Raw genomic sequence first — 14,147 nt, forward strand, 5'->3', positions numbered from 1 at the left:
GGGCACGGACACAGGGGGCCTCCCGGCAGACAGTCGGAGCACGGCTGCACGGCTCCCCTGGACCACGCCCGGCCCCGCCACACCGGAGAGGTGCGGGGCGGGGCCGGGCGGGTCAGGCAACCGACAGACGGCCGGATGGTCAGGCCGCCTGCTCGGACCCGGCGGCGCCGGGCCCGTAGGCGCGGGCGAAGCGGGCGCCCGCGGTCAGCAAGGCGGTGATGTCGGCGTGGGTGCGGTGCTGCCGCTCCGACCACGGGATGGCGCGGGCGGAGTCGGATCCGGTGTGGGCCTGGATCACCCGGTCCAGGACGTAACCCGCCACGCTGGCGGTGTCGGTGTCACCGGCCTCGCCGGCCTCGCCGACGTGGCGCAGGGCGGTGGACAGGGTCCGCTGCGGTTCGGTGCCGCTCTCCTCGCGGACGAACCGCAGCAGCGCGCGCAGCATGTCCTTGACCGTCATGGAGTCGTCGTCGGCGAGGTCCGCGCCGGTCGACCAGTCCCGGCTGTGGTCGTAGGCGCGGATCCAGCCGTCCTCGTTCAGCAGGGTGATGGTGGCCTCCAGGTGGCGGGCCACGGCCTCGCCGGAGGACTCCTCGCCGGACGGGCCGGTCCACACCGGCAGGTAGGAGGCGGCGGTGATCTCCTGCGCCTTGCGCAGCGTGGCGTCGGTGAACACCACAGCGGCGGCGGTGGAGACGGCGGGGGCGGTCGTCGGCATGGGCATGCGGGCCTCGTTTCGAAGTTCGGTGGGTCCGGGCTGTCCGGCTCCCCTCTCCGCGCCCGTACCAGCCGCCGGGGAGCGGGGCTGGGACGGGCACGGGAGGCAACCGACAGAGGTGGCGATGTCGGCTGAGCGGGGATGGCTCAGCGGGTGCGCTTGGTGCGCTGGCGTGCGAGGTAGGTGTCTTGCAGCCGCTCGAACGTCGCCCACAGCCGCGCGCCTTCGGCACAGCGGGCGTGGTCGGTGCAGCGGGGGCAGTCGGTGGTGTGCTCCTGCTGGGCACGAGCGGCTGCCTGGTAGCGCTGGTACAGGCCGTCGGGCGGCACGCTCACCAGTCCCCGTATGTGCACACGACGCCGCAGCCGTACGTCCGACAGTTGTGGTGGCGGATCTCAGCAGCCCGCTGTTCTTCCTGGCGGCGGGTCGCCCCATGCCGCTGGACCGGGGCCGCGCCGGCGGTCAGTTCCTCGCAGCGAGGACAACCGTCGATACGGCGCCCGAAGTTCGGGCCGTGGGTGTGCTTCGTGGTCATCTGTTCTCCTGACCTTGTGCAGTGAAGATCGGCGACTCGGTGGCCCGCGTCCCACGCAGTCCCGGCGGCTACGGCCGCGGCTGCGAGCAGCAGGCGGGCGAGAGGGTGGCGGACGCCGATCCTGGCGGCGGCCCGGGCTGCGCGGTACTGCGCGTCCCGGGCCGCACATATGGGGTGCTGCATCAGCGGGGCCGCTGCTGGGACTGCTTGTTGACCTCGCGGAGCTTCTCGGACAGCGCCTTGCGCTCTTCGTCCGTCAGCCTGCTGATCATGCGGTCACCGCCCTCGACTCGGGCGGGCACTTGCTCGGGTCGCAGTTCCACCGGCCGCACAGTCCACAGGCGTCATCAGCCATTACCGGCCGGTGCAGGGTGAGAACCGGCTGGCGGTAGTAGCCGGGCATCATCTCCTGGAGCGTCCGCCGTGCCCGGCGTTCGGCCGGGATACGGTCGTCGCTGTCGCGCACCATGCGGGCCAGGAGGTCACCGAGCTGGCGGTTGTCGGTGCTGGCGCAGGGGACCGAGTGGAAGGTGCCGCACGGCTCGCACCAATACTCGGGACTGTCGGCGGCCACTGTCGTACAGGCCGTCGGGCGTGTCATGATCGTTGTGGTCAAGGGGACCTCCTATGTCCTGTGACCGGACAGCCCCGGAACTCTGACCTTCCGGGGCTGTCGCTGTATGGCTGGCCGGACGGCCAGCCACGGCCTGTCTCCCGCCCCTGTCGGCGGGGGTGGGAGACGGACCGTGGTTGGCCGTTCAGGCGGCCGGGGCGTACTGGATCCGGGCAGGCCGGATCAGGTAATCGGATGTCGTCCATACCGAGCCGACCGCAAAGGGCTGGCCGTCGGGGCGAAGGGTGTCGCGGACGATGACCGCCCACCGGGCCGCCCGGCGCAGCAGTTGCGCGGCTTCCACCGGGTTGGTGATGAGGGCCAGAACCTCGAAGCGTCCGTCAACGTTCGCGTAGATGGCGCCTGGCAGCCTGGGGCCGATCTCTTCCTGAACGCTCGGGCAAGGTGCGATGCTGTGCATAACGGGTCGTCCTCTCTCAAAAGGTGACCTGCGACAAGAACCCCCGGGGACCCCCGTCCCGGGGGTTCGTCGCGTGAGTGCGTCCTGCGCACTCCGCCGGCCACCGTCCCGGCCGCGAGGGCGGGGCAGTGGCCGGCGGGCAGCGCAGGGCTGCGGAGGATGCCGCGGCGCCGGGGCGCCAGATCTCAGATGGACGCGGACTGCTCAGTGCCCGGGAGATCCGTCCGGGGCGGGTCATCGCAGTAAAGGTCTGCCGCGTCGTTCTTTAGCGTCGTGGGCTGTCGGCCCAACGGGCTCGCCGTCAGTAATGAGCGTCCAGGCCGTCTTACCGGCCTGGACCGCCGGCCGAAGCCAGCGCCCAACGGGTCACAACTCGTGCCGACTGCCACCACCAGGAGTGATGGCGCCTCACGACGGGTTTCCACTCACCTCAGCCGGCGTGGTCACGGCTGTATAGGCGATGGATCACTCTGTTGAGCTTTCAAGCAGCCAGCGCTTCCGTCACGCCCTCTCGGGCCCTCCGGGCGAAACCTCGTTAACGAGGTATAGACAGTAGAACCCTCCTCGTTAACGATGTCAAGTGATCGCGTTAACGAGCTATGGTGGGTGGTGTGCTCGCACCACCCAGCCGCGCATGCCTGACCTCGAACCCAGGCGGCCTAGGATCGCTAACGAGGTAAGGAGAAGAATGGCGAGTGACACAGGCCAACAACGACCCAAGTACCAGCGAATTGCTGACGATCTGAAGGCGGCGATCGAGTCCGGCGAGTACGGTCCCGGCGATCGACTGCCAGGAGAGAGCGCGCTCGCCGCCCGGTACGAAGTCGCCGTGCTGACTGCCCGCCAGGCGCTGAAGATCCTGCGGATCGAGGGCTTGGTAGAGACCAAAAAGGGTGCTGGCGCCCGGGTCATCCAGTTCCGCCCGATTCGGCGCCACGGTATCCAGCGACTCGCGCGAGAGCAGTGGGTGGCCGGCAAGTCCATCTGGTCCGCTGACGAAGAACGCCCGGTCACCATCGATGTCCGCGTGGACACCGTGGCCGCGCCACCGCACATCGCTCGGATGCTGGATGTTGCCGAGGGTGAATTGATCTGTGCTCGGTCCAGACGTTTCGTGCTGGACGATAGGCCCGTCATGCTCGCGACCTCGTACCTGCCCCTCATCCTCGTCGAGGGGACAGCGATCATGCGCGTGGACACCGGCGAGGGCGGCATTTACGCCAGGCTCGCAGAGATCGGGCACGCCCCCGCTCACTTCCGCGAGGAAATCCGATGCCGGCTGCCTGTAGCTCAGGAGGCCGAACGACTGAGCATCCCCTCGGAACGCCCAGTCATCAAGCTGTGCCGCACGGCCTTTGACGCTGAACTTCTGGCCGTCGAAGTGAATGAGATGACCATGGACGCCGCGGCCTACGTTCTGGAGTATGCATTTGACGCCTAAGCGCCCCGACTCGCCCATCTCAAGTCCCTTCGCGACCAGCTATCTGTGGGCCATCACACTCGCGAGCGTCGAAAGGCAACATCACAACGCCTTGTCGAAGCTCATGCGCACCCGTGTTCACGGCTTTTCAACATCCGCGTACACACGAGATCTGGGGCCCACGCCCTAGGCTCGCGACCATGAAGATGAAGGAGGGGGAAGGGGTGGGGAAGCACCGAGCGGGTTGGCGTCCAGACAAGCTGCGTGAGCAACGCGAGGCTCATGGCCTGACCCTGGAGAAGGCTGGTGAGCGGCTGCGGGAGGTAGCTGAACAGGCAAAACTAAAGGGGATCCCAGCCGCGAACCCTCAAACCCTGTGGCAACACGAGCAGGGTGAGGTCTACCCGGGGCCGCACTACCGACGTGCCTACTGCCTCCTGTACCGGGCCACCGAGCCCGATTTGGGGTTCCGTACCGCCCTGCCTGGTGAAGAGACATCCTTCAAGCTCACACCGATGGACGACCGCCTCAACGGCTCACAAGTCTTGGCTGTTGAGCGAGCCATTCACCGCATCGCGCCGGGCTCGGACGAAGCCGACCACTTCGACTTGCAGCAGCGAATCATCGATGCGTGGAAGCGTCGGCACACGGGCGGCGACCCCCACCATCCAGTGCTCATCTTGGTTGGCGGCTTCGCCGGCAGCGGGAAGACGGAGCTCGCCCGCTTCTTCGTTCAGCTCACCGGCTGGCCGCTGCTCGACAAGGACCCGCTCACCCGCCCGCTCGTAGAGCGGCTCCTAGTCGCGCTGGGTGGCGATGCGAACGACCGGCACACCGAGCTCTACCGCGAGAAAGTCCGCCCCGTGGAGTACGACTGCCTGATGCAGTCAGCTATGGCCAACATCAAGTGCGGAATCTCCACTGTGCTGACCGCCCCGTTCATCTCCGAGATGACTGACACGGACTGGATGCAGCGCCTGGCCAACCGTGCGGGCTCGATGGGCGTCGACGTCTTCCCCGTGTGGGTGCGCTGCGACGAGGAGTCGATGCGCGAGTACATCGGGTTCCGGTCAGCGGCCCGGGACGCGTGGAAACTCCAGCGGTGGGAGGAGTACATGGCCACGATCGACCTCGACCTGCGCCCGGCTGTGCCACACCTGGTCGTCGACAACCGACTGGGGACCGCAGTCACGCTGGCAGACCAGGCCCGGCAGGCGATAGGGGCGATGTACCCATGACCGGAAGCCAAGGCGTCATCCTGTACGGTCCGCCGGCCTCGGGCAAGGACACCGTCACAGCCGCACTCAACGCACTCGACTCCAAGTACGCGCAGTTCACGCGGCTCAAGGTCGGAACAGGCAAAGCCGTCGGCTACCGGATGGGCACAGCGGAGCAGCTGCGCGAGCTGGAGGCCGCAGGCGACGTCGTCTACGCGAACGCCCGGTACGGCAACACCTACGCTATCGACCGCCCCGGCGTCGACGCCGCGTTCGCGGCCGGGGTACCTGTGGTGCATCTCGGGCAGGTCGACGGCATCCGCGCGCTGGTCGACGGCTACCCCGCCGACTGGTCGGTGGTGCTGCTGTGGTGTCCGCGCGAAGTGACCGAGCAGCGGTCGGCGGGGCGCGGCGACAGCGACACCGCGGCGCGCCTGGCGGCGTGGGACGCGACTCGTGAGGACCTGGACGCGCACCCGGGCATGGTGTGGGACCTGACAGTGGACACCACGGTGTCAATGCCAGGGGACGCAGCGCGGCTCATCGACCAGCTGCTGTCGCAGCGGGCGGGAGCGGCGACGGCATGAGCGCGGGCTACGGCTGGGCGAGTCGGTCCAAGGCGTCGGTGAGCGTGAGCTCGCCGTCCTTGGCGTCGTTCCACCGTTCCAGCGTAGACGCGGCCGCACGCAGCATCTCCGGCGGAAGGCCGGCGGCCGCGAGAGTGTCGGCAGCTTCCTCCAGCTCCGGGCCCCAGCGCCAGGCGCGGGCCGCGGTCTTGGCGACGTACTGCGGCTCGGACAGGTACGAGTCGGTGCGTCGGGAGGCAACCTCGATGAGCTCCTGGTCGACGCCGTACTCACGGGCCATGCCGACCGAGAGCGCCACCAGGACCCGCGAGGTCTTCTGGAAGCTGGCGTACGCCAGCTTCAGCGCGGATGCCTTCCCAACCTCCGCTCCAAGCTTCGCCGTGCGAACGGCGGTGCCCGCGAACAGGACCTCAAGGTGCTCGGTCGCTTCGTCCGGGCCGGACAGGTACAAGGTCGGCACCTTGCCGCCGACCGGCGGGGAGCCGATGACACCGCCGTCCACGACCGTTGCCTCCGGCCCGAGTAGCGCGGCGACCCTCTGCACCCGTTCGGGGTTGATGGCGTTCGCCTCCACGTACACCCCGGCGAAATGGCGCCCGGCGACATCGCGTGCCAAGTCCTCGGCAGCAGCCGGAGGACAGAGGCTGATGACGATGTCGCTGCGGTCCAGCAGCTCGGACAGCGCGGTCACAGGAGTCAGGCCGAACTGGACAGCGCGCTCCCGGGACGCAGTGCTGCGCCCGGCCTCGCACCACAGGACCGCGGAGGCGTTGGCCGCGGCGCAGGCCGCGACGGCGGCACCCATGCTGCCGGGGTGGAGGATGCCGACGGTCGGCTGGTCCACGGTGCTACTCCGTCTCTGCAAGCAGGATGGTGATGGCGTCGGTGACGTCATCAACTACGTGGTGCGCGGCGGGGAGTCCGTCGGGCCAGGGGCGGCCGCGCAGCCAGATGGTCCGCAGGCCGGCCTGGTGGCCGCCCCCGACATCGCTTGTCGGGTTGTCGCCGACCATCCAGCCGCCGTTCGCGAGGCTGACGCCGCACCGGGCGGCCCCGAGTTCGAAGAGACGCCGATCCGGCTTTCGGATCTCCAGATCACCCGAAGCGGCAACTCCGTCAATCAAGGGAGTGAGCCCGGTTCCTGCAAGTTTGGCGCGCTGGACGTCGCTGGCCCCGTTGGTGACGATCCCGATCGTCCATCCAGCGCCACGCAGGCGGACCAAGCTCTCAAGGACCTCTGCCTGGCAGGAAACAGCAGACGACATGAGGTCGACGTACTCCTGCCACAGTTCCGCGCCCGACGTCTCCAAGCCGAAGGTGTCCTGCAACCGAGTGAAGTCGCTGGGGTTCGCGCGGTCGATCAGATCTGCGCGCAATCGCTGCTCGATGGCTGCGCTGTAACAACGCCTCTGGCACAGCACGCTGATGGCGTCAAGAGTGGCGGTCTGCCGGTCAACGAGTGTGCCGTCCAAATCGAAGAAGGCAAGGGGCATGGTGCGGACACTATCCCTCCGAAACGCTGGCTGACACACCATCAATCCCTGTGGAGCAGTTAAGAATTGTGTATAGTTCTGGATCATTCGAGGAGAGGGGGAGCGTTGTCTGACCTGCTGGACGCGGTCGATGCTCTGCTCGGGCGACCGGATAGTTTGCCGGCGCCAGAGGTCCGCGCGCGGCTACGCAAGGCGGATGGTCTGACTCAGCAGGAAGTGGCCGACGTCTTCGGAGTCACCCGCGTGGCCTTCAACCGTTGGGAAGTCGGAGCAGCCAAGCCGCGCCGTCACCACCTGGAGGCATACGCGCGCTTGCTTGCTGGCTGGGCAGCCAAGCACCCGGCCGCCGCAGACGGATACAGGGGAGAATGACCAATGCGCTGTCTCGCTCGCCCCCCGTAAAGCGAAGCGGCCCCTGTCGCCACAACAGGAGCCGCTTCCCAAGTCGACTCACTCACTCGCCAAAGTTTTGAGTCGTGCCCGGTGAGGTGACCTCGCCGGGGTGATGCCCGTGGGCCCTTGGCCCGCGTAGTCACCTATACCCAGAGTATGCGCATCAGATTGCGCACCGCCACTACTCCGGGTGTTCCACATGGTCACATCGCCGGTCGCGGCTCCCCTACCTGGGGAGATGTACCACATTGCACAGCCCACAGCGTCCACCGTCGTCTGACGACTTCGGCGCCAGTTACCTCGAACGCGGCTGGGAGCCGCCCGAGGAAGTCGTGTTGCGTCGCGAGCTGGTGCGCACGCCGGGCCTGCAGCCCGAAGACATCGGCGTCCTCGCAGAGCTGCTGCTTCGCGACCCCCGCCTGCCCTCGACCATGGAAGCCATCCGCCGGGACATGCAGGCGCAGGGTTGGAAGATGGGCAAGGACCGGTTCAACGCCATCGCGGCACGCCTGACGAAGGCCGGCCACCTCGCTCGCGTCTCCGTCTACGACGAGACCACCCAGCGCCCCACGTGGGCCACGCGGGTGTACCGGAACCCTGCCAACAACGAGCAGTACGTCGACCTGGGGATCGCGGCATCCCAGCAGGTCAGCGGCGAAGTGCGGGAAACCCGCGATTCCCAGCCCTCCGGATCGCGGGAAACTCGCGTTTCGCCTGGTCAGAGCCGGAATGCGGAAAACCCGCGATCCGGAGCCGGATCGCGGAAAACCCGCGATCCGGAAACCCGCGTTTCGCCTGGTCAGAGCCGGAATGCGGAAAACCCGCGATCCGGCGTCCACCCCCCACACCCCCCGGAGGAGGAGGATTCCTCCTCCCCTACCCCTCCCATGCACCCCAATGGGGCGCTCCCGTCACAGAGGGAGGAAGGACCGGAGTTCTCTGTGGAGGAGACCGCTGCGGCTGTCGACTTCCTTCAGCAGATGCAGCGGTGGCAGGCGGGCGCGGCCACGGCCCGTAGCTGCGCGCCCAAGCTGCTGCGCACGATGCGTGAGCAGGGCTGGCCGTCCCTGGTGGGTGCTGATGCCGGGTACCTCGCCCTGCTCGAAGCGGAAGTGCTCAAGAACACCGGAGGCGCAGCGTCCTGGACCAAGTGCCTGCCTGGGTGGGTGCGCGATCTGCGCCGCTACGCGCTGGTGCGCCCTCAGGCAACGCCCGCACCGGCCAGCAGTTCCGGGCAGGCCGGGATGCGCGGCGTGATCGCGGCCTGCCATGCCTGCGATGAGTACGGCTGGCTCCTGGATGACGACGACGACGGCCCGCAGCGGCGTTGCACGCACCCCGGTGTCACCCGCAGCGACGTGGAGGTGACCAAGTGACCATGCAGATCCAGGACCAGGAGCAGGACCAGGGGCTGGCTGTCTCCGTGGACGCGGAGCGCAGGGCGCTGGGCGCCTGCCTGCTGGCCACCCCGGCCTATGACCCGGTGGCAGACGTGGCCCGCGCGGTCCGCGAGGGCGACTGGTACGAGCCCGCGCACGGTCTGGTGTGGTCGGCGGTGCAGCGGCTGCACGGGCACGGCCGCCCCACGGGTGTGCCCGCGGTCGAGGCCGAGCTGCGCAGCACCGGCAACCTTGAGCGGGTGGGCGGCCCGGCCGGGCTGTCTCAGATCGCCAGCAGCGCGTGTTCTTCGGTCGAGGCGGGGCACTACGCCGACCTCGTGCACGGGTACGCCCAGGTGCGCCGGTACCAGGCAGCGCTGGTGCGCGGTATGCAGGGCGCCCGCATCGCGGACCCGCTGTCGGTGCCGGAGGCGATCGCCGCCCACCAGGCGGAACTGGAGTACCTCGCTGCTGATGACGAGGACGACAGCTTCGGCCGGTTCGGCGACGACCTGGACGCGCACCTGGACAGCCTGGCGGTGTCCGTCCCGCCGTCCGCGATCACTGGGTTCAAGGACCTGGATGCCTTGATGAAGCTGATGCCCGGGCAGATGACGTTGGTGGCCGCGCGCCCGGCGATGGGCAAGAGCGCGTTCGCGCTCGGCGTGGCCACGGCCAATGCCCGTGCAGGCGGCCCCACGCTGGTTCATAGCCTGGAGATGGGCCGTGGGGAGGTCAGCAACCGCATCCTGTCGGCCCGGGCGCGGGTAGCGTTCCACCACTTGCGTGATGGTGCCGACAGCCTGCGGCAGGAGGACTGGGACCGCATGGACCGGTTCGTTCCGGAGCTGCGCGGCCTTCCGCTGTGGATGGACTACAGCGCCCGCGTCAGCCCGGCCCGTATCCGCTCCCGGATCAAGACCATCGTCCGCGAGACCGGCCGCGCGCCGCTGGTGATTCTGGACTACCTGCAGCTGATGCAGACTGACCAGCGCAACAGCCGGCAGACGCCGTATGAGCGCGTCACCGAGATCAGCCGCGAACTCAAGATCCTCGCCTCCGACACCGGGGCCGTACTCATCGCCCTGGCCCAGCTCAACCGCGGGCCCGAGCAGCGGCAGGACAAGCGCCCGCAGGTGGGCGACCTGCGCGACTCCGGAGCACTGGAGCAGGACGCGGACAACATCATCCTGCTGCACCGCGACGACTACTACGAGCCCGAGTCCGAGCGGGCCGGGGAGACGGATCTCATCGTGGCCAAGCACCGCAACGGGCCCACTGGGACCGTGACCGTGGGCCACCAGTTCCACTACAGCCGTCTGCGCGACATGTCCGGTGAGGAAGAACCGGCCCGCTAAGCCCCCTGGGGGCCGCTGTGCAGCGCGATCACGGTCCGGCCGGGCAGTTCCCCCGACCGGCCCGTGATCGCCTCGCAGCGGCCCGCACAGCCGATCATGAACGGAGGTGCCCACCGTGGGCATCGTGGACGACGGCCTGAACCGGGCCGTGCAGCGGGCAGTCACCCGCCCCATCCCCAAGAGCGCCGGGGCGCAGATGCGTTACCTGGTCAAACAGCTCAAGGGCACCCGCGCCGTGGCCCAGCAACTCGGCATCTCCCAGCGCACGGTCGAGCGGTACGTCAAAGACCAGATTCGCCGGCCCCGCCCGGACCTCGCCCAGCGCCTGGCCGACGCCGTACGGGAACGCTGGCAGCCGCGGGTACGCGCCCGAGCCCGCAAGCAGGCGGCCACCAGCACGGGCATCGTCATCGACGTCCGGGCCCGGTTCGGATTCACCGCCGCACCCGGCACCACCGATGACGCCCGCCTGCGGCACATCACCCTCGCCCTGCCCCCGCAGCACGCGGCCCGCTTGTTCGACGCCCAGGACGCCGGCGCCAGCGAGCAGCAACTGCGCGACCTCGCCGGACAGGCTCTCGGCGAGCTGTACTTCCAGGACGGCGGGCGCCGCGCCCAGGGCCTCGCTGTGGAGTTCACCGACATCGAGCAGATGGAAATCGACCTGTGAAGCGGTGGCTGCCCGCCCCGTGTCGGTAGTTAAATCGCTACCTTTTTCTCGACCTCCGGTGTTCGCCGGATTGGGAGGACCAACGATGATTCGCGCCGGACGCCAGCACCTGGTGCGCACCCTTGCCGACATTGCAGCGCAGCAGGGCATCACTGTGCAGACCCTGCTCAGTTCGGGCCGCCTGCAAGCTGAAGGGTTCCCGCCGCCCCTGAGCACGGGCCGCACCCGGCTCTACGACGGCGAGCAGGTCGACGCCTACCTCGCCGGGCGCCCCGTCCCGGAACTACCCACAACGGACGATGACGAAGACCTGTTGGAGCGCCAGGAGGCCGCTGCGCTCAGCGGAATTCCTCTGCATGCCTGGGACCGCCGCAAGAAACACCCGTCGGTGAGCGAGCACATGGTGCGTGTCGGCGGAGTCGAGCACTGGCCCCGCCACGTCGTACGGGACTACACCCCTGCCCCCCGACCCCGGCCCAGCGGTGGCGCCGGCCGCCCTGCGGGCGTCGGCGACCAGGTCCCCCGCGACGTGCTCCCCGCGCGCGTCGCGCAGCTGCTGGACGACGACCCCGCGCTCACCGCGGCCCGGGTCACCGAACAGCTCGGCGTGCACCGCAACACCGCGCAGGCCGCACTGACAGCCCTGCGCGCGGAGCGGATGGCCGACGTGATGGAGCAGCGAGGCATCAGCGCCTCGCAGGCCGCCGACATCCTCGGCTACCCGGCCGCACTCACCCGCCGCGCAGGCATCCGCGCAGAGTCCATCGTGCGCGGCCGCCAGGCGCACCCCTACCTCGCGGGGGTCGCCCGCGCCCTGCATGCCCGCGGCTGGACGACCGCCGACGCCCCACCGGCCGTCCAGCACCCCCAGGACGACGAAGTCGTGGCCGCGCTAGTCCTGGACAGCCCCACGGCGCCGGCCGCCGCTCTGGTGTGGTCAGAGCGGCACGGCTGGCGCACCTCGACCTCACGCCGCCACCCGCTCGGCCGAGGCGCAGCATGGCCCCCGCCCAGCCCGCAGGTACGCCACCTCGCCACCGGCACCACACCCACCGCCGCCGACCTCGTGAAGGCCCTGGAAAGCACCGGCTGACCCTGGGCACGTCGCGCGTTGATCCGGGCCCCCAGGACACTCCTGGGGGCCCGAGCTGTACCGGAGGAGACAGGGCGCAGCAGGGGCCCAGTGGAATGTTCCTCTCTTGCGTGGTGGGCCGGGGCCCGGCCGCCGCGCCGCCGGGGCGTGCCCGGGGTGCTGCGCACCCCGGACCGCGCGCTGCGCGCACTCACGCCCGGGTGGGCCAGGCCGCCGGGCCGCTGCGCGTCCCGACCGCGCGCTGTGCGCGCTCGACCTGTCTTCCACCCTCGCCGGGCCCGCTGCGCGGTCTACCGGCGGCCTCCCGGTACCGGGACACCGCTGCGCGCTGTCCCGCCGTCTGCGACGGCCGAACCGGCGAATTCCCACCGCTGCGCGGTGTGAATAGGCGGCACGACACCCGGGCCCCGGCCCACCACGCAGTGCGTTGACCTGCGAAAACACTTGGATCGCAAGGTAAGTTGCGATACACTTTTCTTGTTGGTCGGCGGTGGCAGTCGACCAACGACCAAAGACCCTCACGACCTGAAAGGGGACACCCATGTCCGCAACGGAATTCGCCCTGGTCCTCCGCCCCGACGCATCCTTCAGCGTCATCGAATGGCCCCGCACCGGAAACACCCTCGGCATTCTCTACCGCGAAATTGAATGCAGCACCATCACCGTCGTCGACCTCTCGCCCGAGGTCTCCATGTGGCTGGACGATGAAGGAATGCTCAAGGGCTCCCCCGCCAACATCCCGGCCCTGATCCTCTACTCCCTCTCGGCGCCCGTTCACCAGTCCTACCACGGAACCGCCGTATTCACCGGCGGAACCGACGCCCGAGGCGACACCAAGGGACTCACCCTCGACAACTGCCGAGCCCTTCTGAAGCTGGCAGGAATCGACGTTCCGACAATTCCCACCCCGCACACCAACTGACAAATCCAAGAGGGTGGGAGGCCGCACAAGTCTCCCACCCCCGGCCCTTCCCCTCAGTTCCTCCCGCGCGCCGCCGGCCTGAGTTGAGCGCCCATCGAGGCCGCTCCTCACCCCAACCCCGCGCGCCCACACCCCGCCAAGGAACCATGATCCCGGTCAAGTGCACCGAGCAGCAGCGCGCCGCCTACACTCAAGCCGTCATCGACAAGTGGCACGCGGCCACGGCCGACCAGAAGCGACGCGGAGCCCAGTGGTACGCCACGGCCCACGAATTCGCCGCAGAGATCGCCGCAGGAGACACCCCCAAAGGCGCAGGCGTCCTTGCCGCACTCTCTGCCAACAAGTCATGGGCCGAGAACTGCCGATTGGCCCGCAAAGCATTCGAAGAGGGGAAGGCGAGCGGACACGTCCGCGACGCAATCACCAAGGCAGACCGAATTCTGTCGGGCACCGACCCGAGTGAAGTCCTGCCCATGCACATCAAAACCGGTTTCTTCTACCTGTGCATCGCCGATCCGGAGGACCCGGATGCCGTCGTAATCGACCGCCACGCACACGACATCGCCGTGCAAGAAATCTATGGTCAGCGGGACAGAGGATTGGGAGCGGTCGGGCGCTACAACATGCTCGCCGACTGCTACCGTGCCGCAGCACGCGAAATCGGAGAAATCCCCAGCAAAGTCCAGGCCGTCACCTGGGTAGCTCACATCGAACGCAACCGATAGACAGGACCGCCAAGGAGTGTGCGTTCGTTCGGGAATCTACCCGATGCATCACACGATGCAAACGCGGGCACAACAAGGTGGGGATGCCTCGCAGACCCGGTTGCCGGATGGCTGATCCCAGCTCGTTTTGGCCGTGTGCGGGTGGTAGCATCTCAGGACGGCGAGACCAGGGCGGCCCGCCCTGGTAGATCGTCTGACGGTTGGTCTGCTCGGGGGTTTGTCTACATCAGTCCTCCTGGTCCTGGTGGTGGTTCCGGGTGGGCCGGCCTCTGGCCGGTGGTGCTGGTCGGTTCGGGATCCTACCTGGTAGCAGAGTTGATGCACCGTCACCCGCTCCGCCCGCTGCTGCCCGGCGTAGCCGGTAGGGCAGGAGCGCAGCGGATGCCCCGGGCCGGTGAAGCGCAGCGGAACCGGCCCCCGAGGATTGGAGCGCAGCGGAAATCCGTATTCACGCTTTGCGTGAATACATGAAATGCGCGAAGCGCATTTCATAAAACACGCGGAGCGGGTTTTTGAATTCGCGCAGCGAATTCATTCGTTTCCCAGCGCGCAGCGCTGGGGGACCCGCTCCGCGGGCCGGCTCGTGTGCCGAGTCCGGATGGC

At 68.6% G+C, this 14,147-nt stretch carries 17 protein-coding genes; 10 read left to right on the top strand and 7 right to left on the bottom strand.

Annotation, left to right across the window (positions count from 1 at the left end; translation table 11 throughout):
- Positions 1-139 precede the first annotated feature (139 nt).
- The 5 genes from AB0F01_RS27895 to AB0F01_RS27915 all read right to left on the bottom strand — a co-directional run bounded on the left by AB0F01_RS27895 (position 140) and on the right by AB0F01_RS27915 (position 2,287).
- Entirely contained in the window at positions 140-724 is a 585-nt protein-coding gene (locus AB0F01_RS27895) for a hypothetical protein (protein ID WP_192229473.1), read from the bottom strand.
- A gap of 140 nt (positions 725-864) precedes the next feature.
- The gene (locus tag AB0F01_RS27900; RefSeq protein WP_225610502.1) at positions 865-1,053 is read right to left on the bottom strand and encodes a hypothetical protein; all 189 of its coding nucleotides are present in this window, start codon (positions 1,051-1,053) and stop codon (positions 865-867) included.
- Positions 1,050-1,253: a hypothetical protein gene (locus AB0F01_RS27905; protein ID WP_205076639.1), complete on the bottom strand. Its 204-nt coding sequence runs from the start codon at positions 1,251-1,253 to the stop codon at positions 1,050-1,052. Before AB0F01_RS27905 ends, AB0F01_RS27900 begins: the two co-directional genes overlap by 4 nt.
- A 268-nt stretch (positions 1,254-1,521) precedes the next feature.
- A complete protein-coding gene (locus AB0F01_RS27910) occupies positions 1,522-1,869 on the bottom strand; it encodes a hypothetical protein (protein ID WP_225610493.1) in 348 nt (115 codons plus the stop codon).
- A gap of 142 nt (positions 1,870-2,011) precedes the next feature.
- Positions 2,012-2,287 carry a hypothetical protein gene (locus tag AB0F01_RS27915; RefSeq protein ID WP_192229474.1) on the bottom strand — a complete coding sequence of 92 codons (276 nt, stop codon included), beginning with the start codon at positions 2,285-2,287 and terminating at the stop codon, positions 2,012-2,014.
- Between the two features lie 688 nt (positions 2,288-2,975).
- On the opposite strand from AB0F01_RS27915, the gene AB0F01_RS27920 reads away from it, so the two are divergent.
- The 3 genes from AB0F01_RS27920 to AB0F01_RS27930 all read left to right on the top strand — a co-directional run bounded on the left by AB0F01_RS27920 (position 2,976) and on the right by AB0F01_RS27930 (position 5,511).
- Positions 2,976-3,728, top strand: a complete 753-nt coding sequence (locus AB0F01_RS27920; protein WP_192229475.1) for a GntR family transcriptional regulator — start codon at positions 2,976-2,978, stop codon at positions 3,726-3,728.
- Positions 3,729-3,907: 179 nt separating this feature from the next.
- Positions 3,908-4,945, top strand: coding sequence for an AAA family ATPase (locus tag AB0F01_RS27925; protein WP_192229476.1), 1,038 nt, complete (start codon positions 3,908-3,910; stop codon positions 4,943-4,945).
- The gene (locus AB0F01_RS27930) at positions 4,942-5,511 is read left to right on the top strand and encodes a guanylate kinase (protein WP_192229477.1); all 570 of its coding nucleotides are present in this window, start codon (positions 4,942-4,944) and stop codon (positions 5,509-5,511) included. The genes AB0F01_RS27925 and AB0F01_RS27930 overlap by 4 nt, the downstream gene beginning before the upstream one ends.
- A gap of 7 nt (positions 5,512-5,518) precedes the next feature.
- Here the strand turns inward: AB0F01_RS27930 and AB0F01_RS27935 are convergent, their stop codons facing one another.
- A complete protein-coding gene (locus tag AB0F01_RS27935) occupies positions 5,519-6,355 on the bottom strand; it encodes an NAD(P)-dependent oxidoreductase (protein WP_192229478.1) in 837 nt (278 codons plus the stop codon).
- 4 nt (positions 6,356-6,359) lie between these two features.
- Positions 6,360-7,004 carry an HAD family hydrolase gene (locus tag AB0F01_RS27940; RefSeq protein ID WP_192229479.1) on the bottom strand — a complete coding sequence of 215 codons (645 nt, stop codon included), beginning with the start codon at positions 7,002-7,004 and terminating at the stop codon, positions 6,360-6,362.
- A 105-nt stretch (positions 7,005-7,109) separates the two neighbouring features.
- On the opposite strand from AB0F01_RS27940, the gene AB0F01_RS27945 reads away from it, so the two are divergent.
- The 7 genes from AB0F01_RS27945 (at position 7,110) to AB0F01_RS27975 (ending at position 13,544) form a co-directional block, all read left to right on the top strand.
- A complete protein-coding gene (locus AB0F01_RS27945; RefSeq protein ID WP_192229480.1) occupies positions 7,110-7,376 on the top strand; it encodes a helix-turn-helix domain-containing protein in 267 nt (88 codons plus the stop codon).
- Positions 7,377-7,645: 269 nt separating this feature from the next.
- On the top strand, positions 7,646-8,773 hold the full coding sequence (locus tag AB0F01_RS27950; RefSeq protein WP_362101195.1) for a hypothetical protein: 1,128 nt from the start codon (positions 7,646-7,648) through the stop codon (positions 8,771-8,773).
- 2 nt (positions 8,774-8,775) lie between these two features.
- The gene (locus tag AB0F01_RS27955) at positions 8,776-10,134 is read left to right on the top strand and encodes a replicative DNA helicase (RefSeq protein WP_225611551.1); all 1,359 of its coding nucleotides are present in this window, start codon (positions 8,776-8,778) and stop codon (positions 10,132-10,134) included.
- Positions 10,135-10,249: 115 nt separating this feature from the next.
- Positions 10,250-10,804, top strand: coding sequence for a helix-turn-helix transcriptional regulator (locus tag AB0F01_RS27960; protein WP_362101197.1), 555 nt, complete (start codon positions 10,250-10,252; stop codon positions 10,802-10,804).
- Positions 10,805-10,889: 85 nt separating this feature from the next.
- On the top strand, positions 10,890-11,897 hold the full coding sequence (locus AB0F01_RS27965; RefSeq protein ID WP_192233386.1) for a hypothetical protein: 1,008 nt from the start codon (positions 10,890-10,892) through the stop codon (positions 11,895-11,897).
- A gap of 541 nt (positions 11,898-12,438) precedes the next feature.
- Positions 12,439-12,819: a DUF3846 domain-containing protein gene (locus tag AB0F01_RS27970; protein ID WP_192233384.1), complete on the top strand. Its 381-nt coding sequence runs from the start codon at positions 12,439-12,441 to the stop codon at positions 12,817-12,819.
- A 146-nt stretch (positions 12,820-12,965) separates the two neighbouring features.
- Entirely contained in the window at positions 12,966-13,544 is a 579-nt protein-coding gene (locus AB0F01_RS27975; protein ID WP_225611549.1) for a hypothetical protein, read from the top strand.
- Positions 13,545-14,147: the final 603 nt, after the last annotated feature.

This window comes from Streptomyces sp. NPDC029526 (genome assembly GCF_040637405.1).
Taxonomy (GTDB): Bacteria; Actinomycetota; Actinomycetes; order Streptomycetales; family Streptomycetaceae; genus Streptomyces.

Bases quoted from the DNA above. Each gene is read 5' to 3' on its own strand.
- AB0F01_RS27920 (WP_192229475.1), top strand. From the start codon at position 2,976: ATGGCGAGTGACACAGGCCAACAACGACCCAAGTACCAGCGAATTGCT.
- AB0F01_RS27925 (WP_192229476.1), top strand. From the start codon at position 3,908: ATGAAGATGAAGGAGGGGGAAGGGGTGGGGAAGCACCGAGCGGGTTGG.
- AB0F01_RS27970 (WP_192233384.1), top strand. From the start codon at position 12,439: ATGTCCGCAACGGAATTCGCCCTGGTCCTCCGCCCCGACGCATCCTTC.
- AB0F01_RS27965 (WP_192233386.1), top strand. From the start codon at position 10,890: ATGATTCGCGCCGGACGCCAGCACCTGGTGCGCACCCTTGCCGACATT.
- AB0F01_RS27905 (WP_205076639.1), bottom strand. From the start codon at position 1,253: ATGACCACGAAGCACACCCACGGCCCGAACTTCGGGCGCCGTATCGAC.
- AB0F01_RS27955 (WP_225611551.1), top strand. From the start codon at position 8,776: ATGCAGATCCAGGACCAGGAGCAGGACCAGGGGCTGGCTGTCTCCGTG.
- AB0F01_RS27975 (WP_225611549.1), top strand. From the start codon at position 12,966: ATGATCCCGGTCAAGTGCACCGAGCAGCAGCGCGCCGCCTACACTCAA.
- AB0F01_RS27915 (WP_192229474.1), bottom strand. From the start codon at position 2,287: ATGCACAGCATCGCACCTTGCCCGAGCGTTCAGGAAGAGATCGGCCCC.
- AB0F01_RS27940 (WP_192229479.1), bottom strand. From the start codon at position 7,004: ATGCCCCTTGCCTTCTTCGATTTGGACGGCACACTCGTTGACCGGCAG.
- AB0F01_RS27930 (WP_192229477.1), top strand. From the start codon at position 4,942: ATGACCGGAAGCCAAGGCGTCATCCTGTACGGTCCGCCGGCCTCGGGC.
- AB0F01_RS27895 (WP_192229473.1), bottom strand. From the start codon at position 724: ATGCCCATGCCGACGACCGCCCCCGCCGTCTCCACCGCCGCCGCTGTG.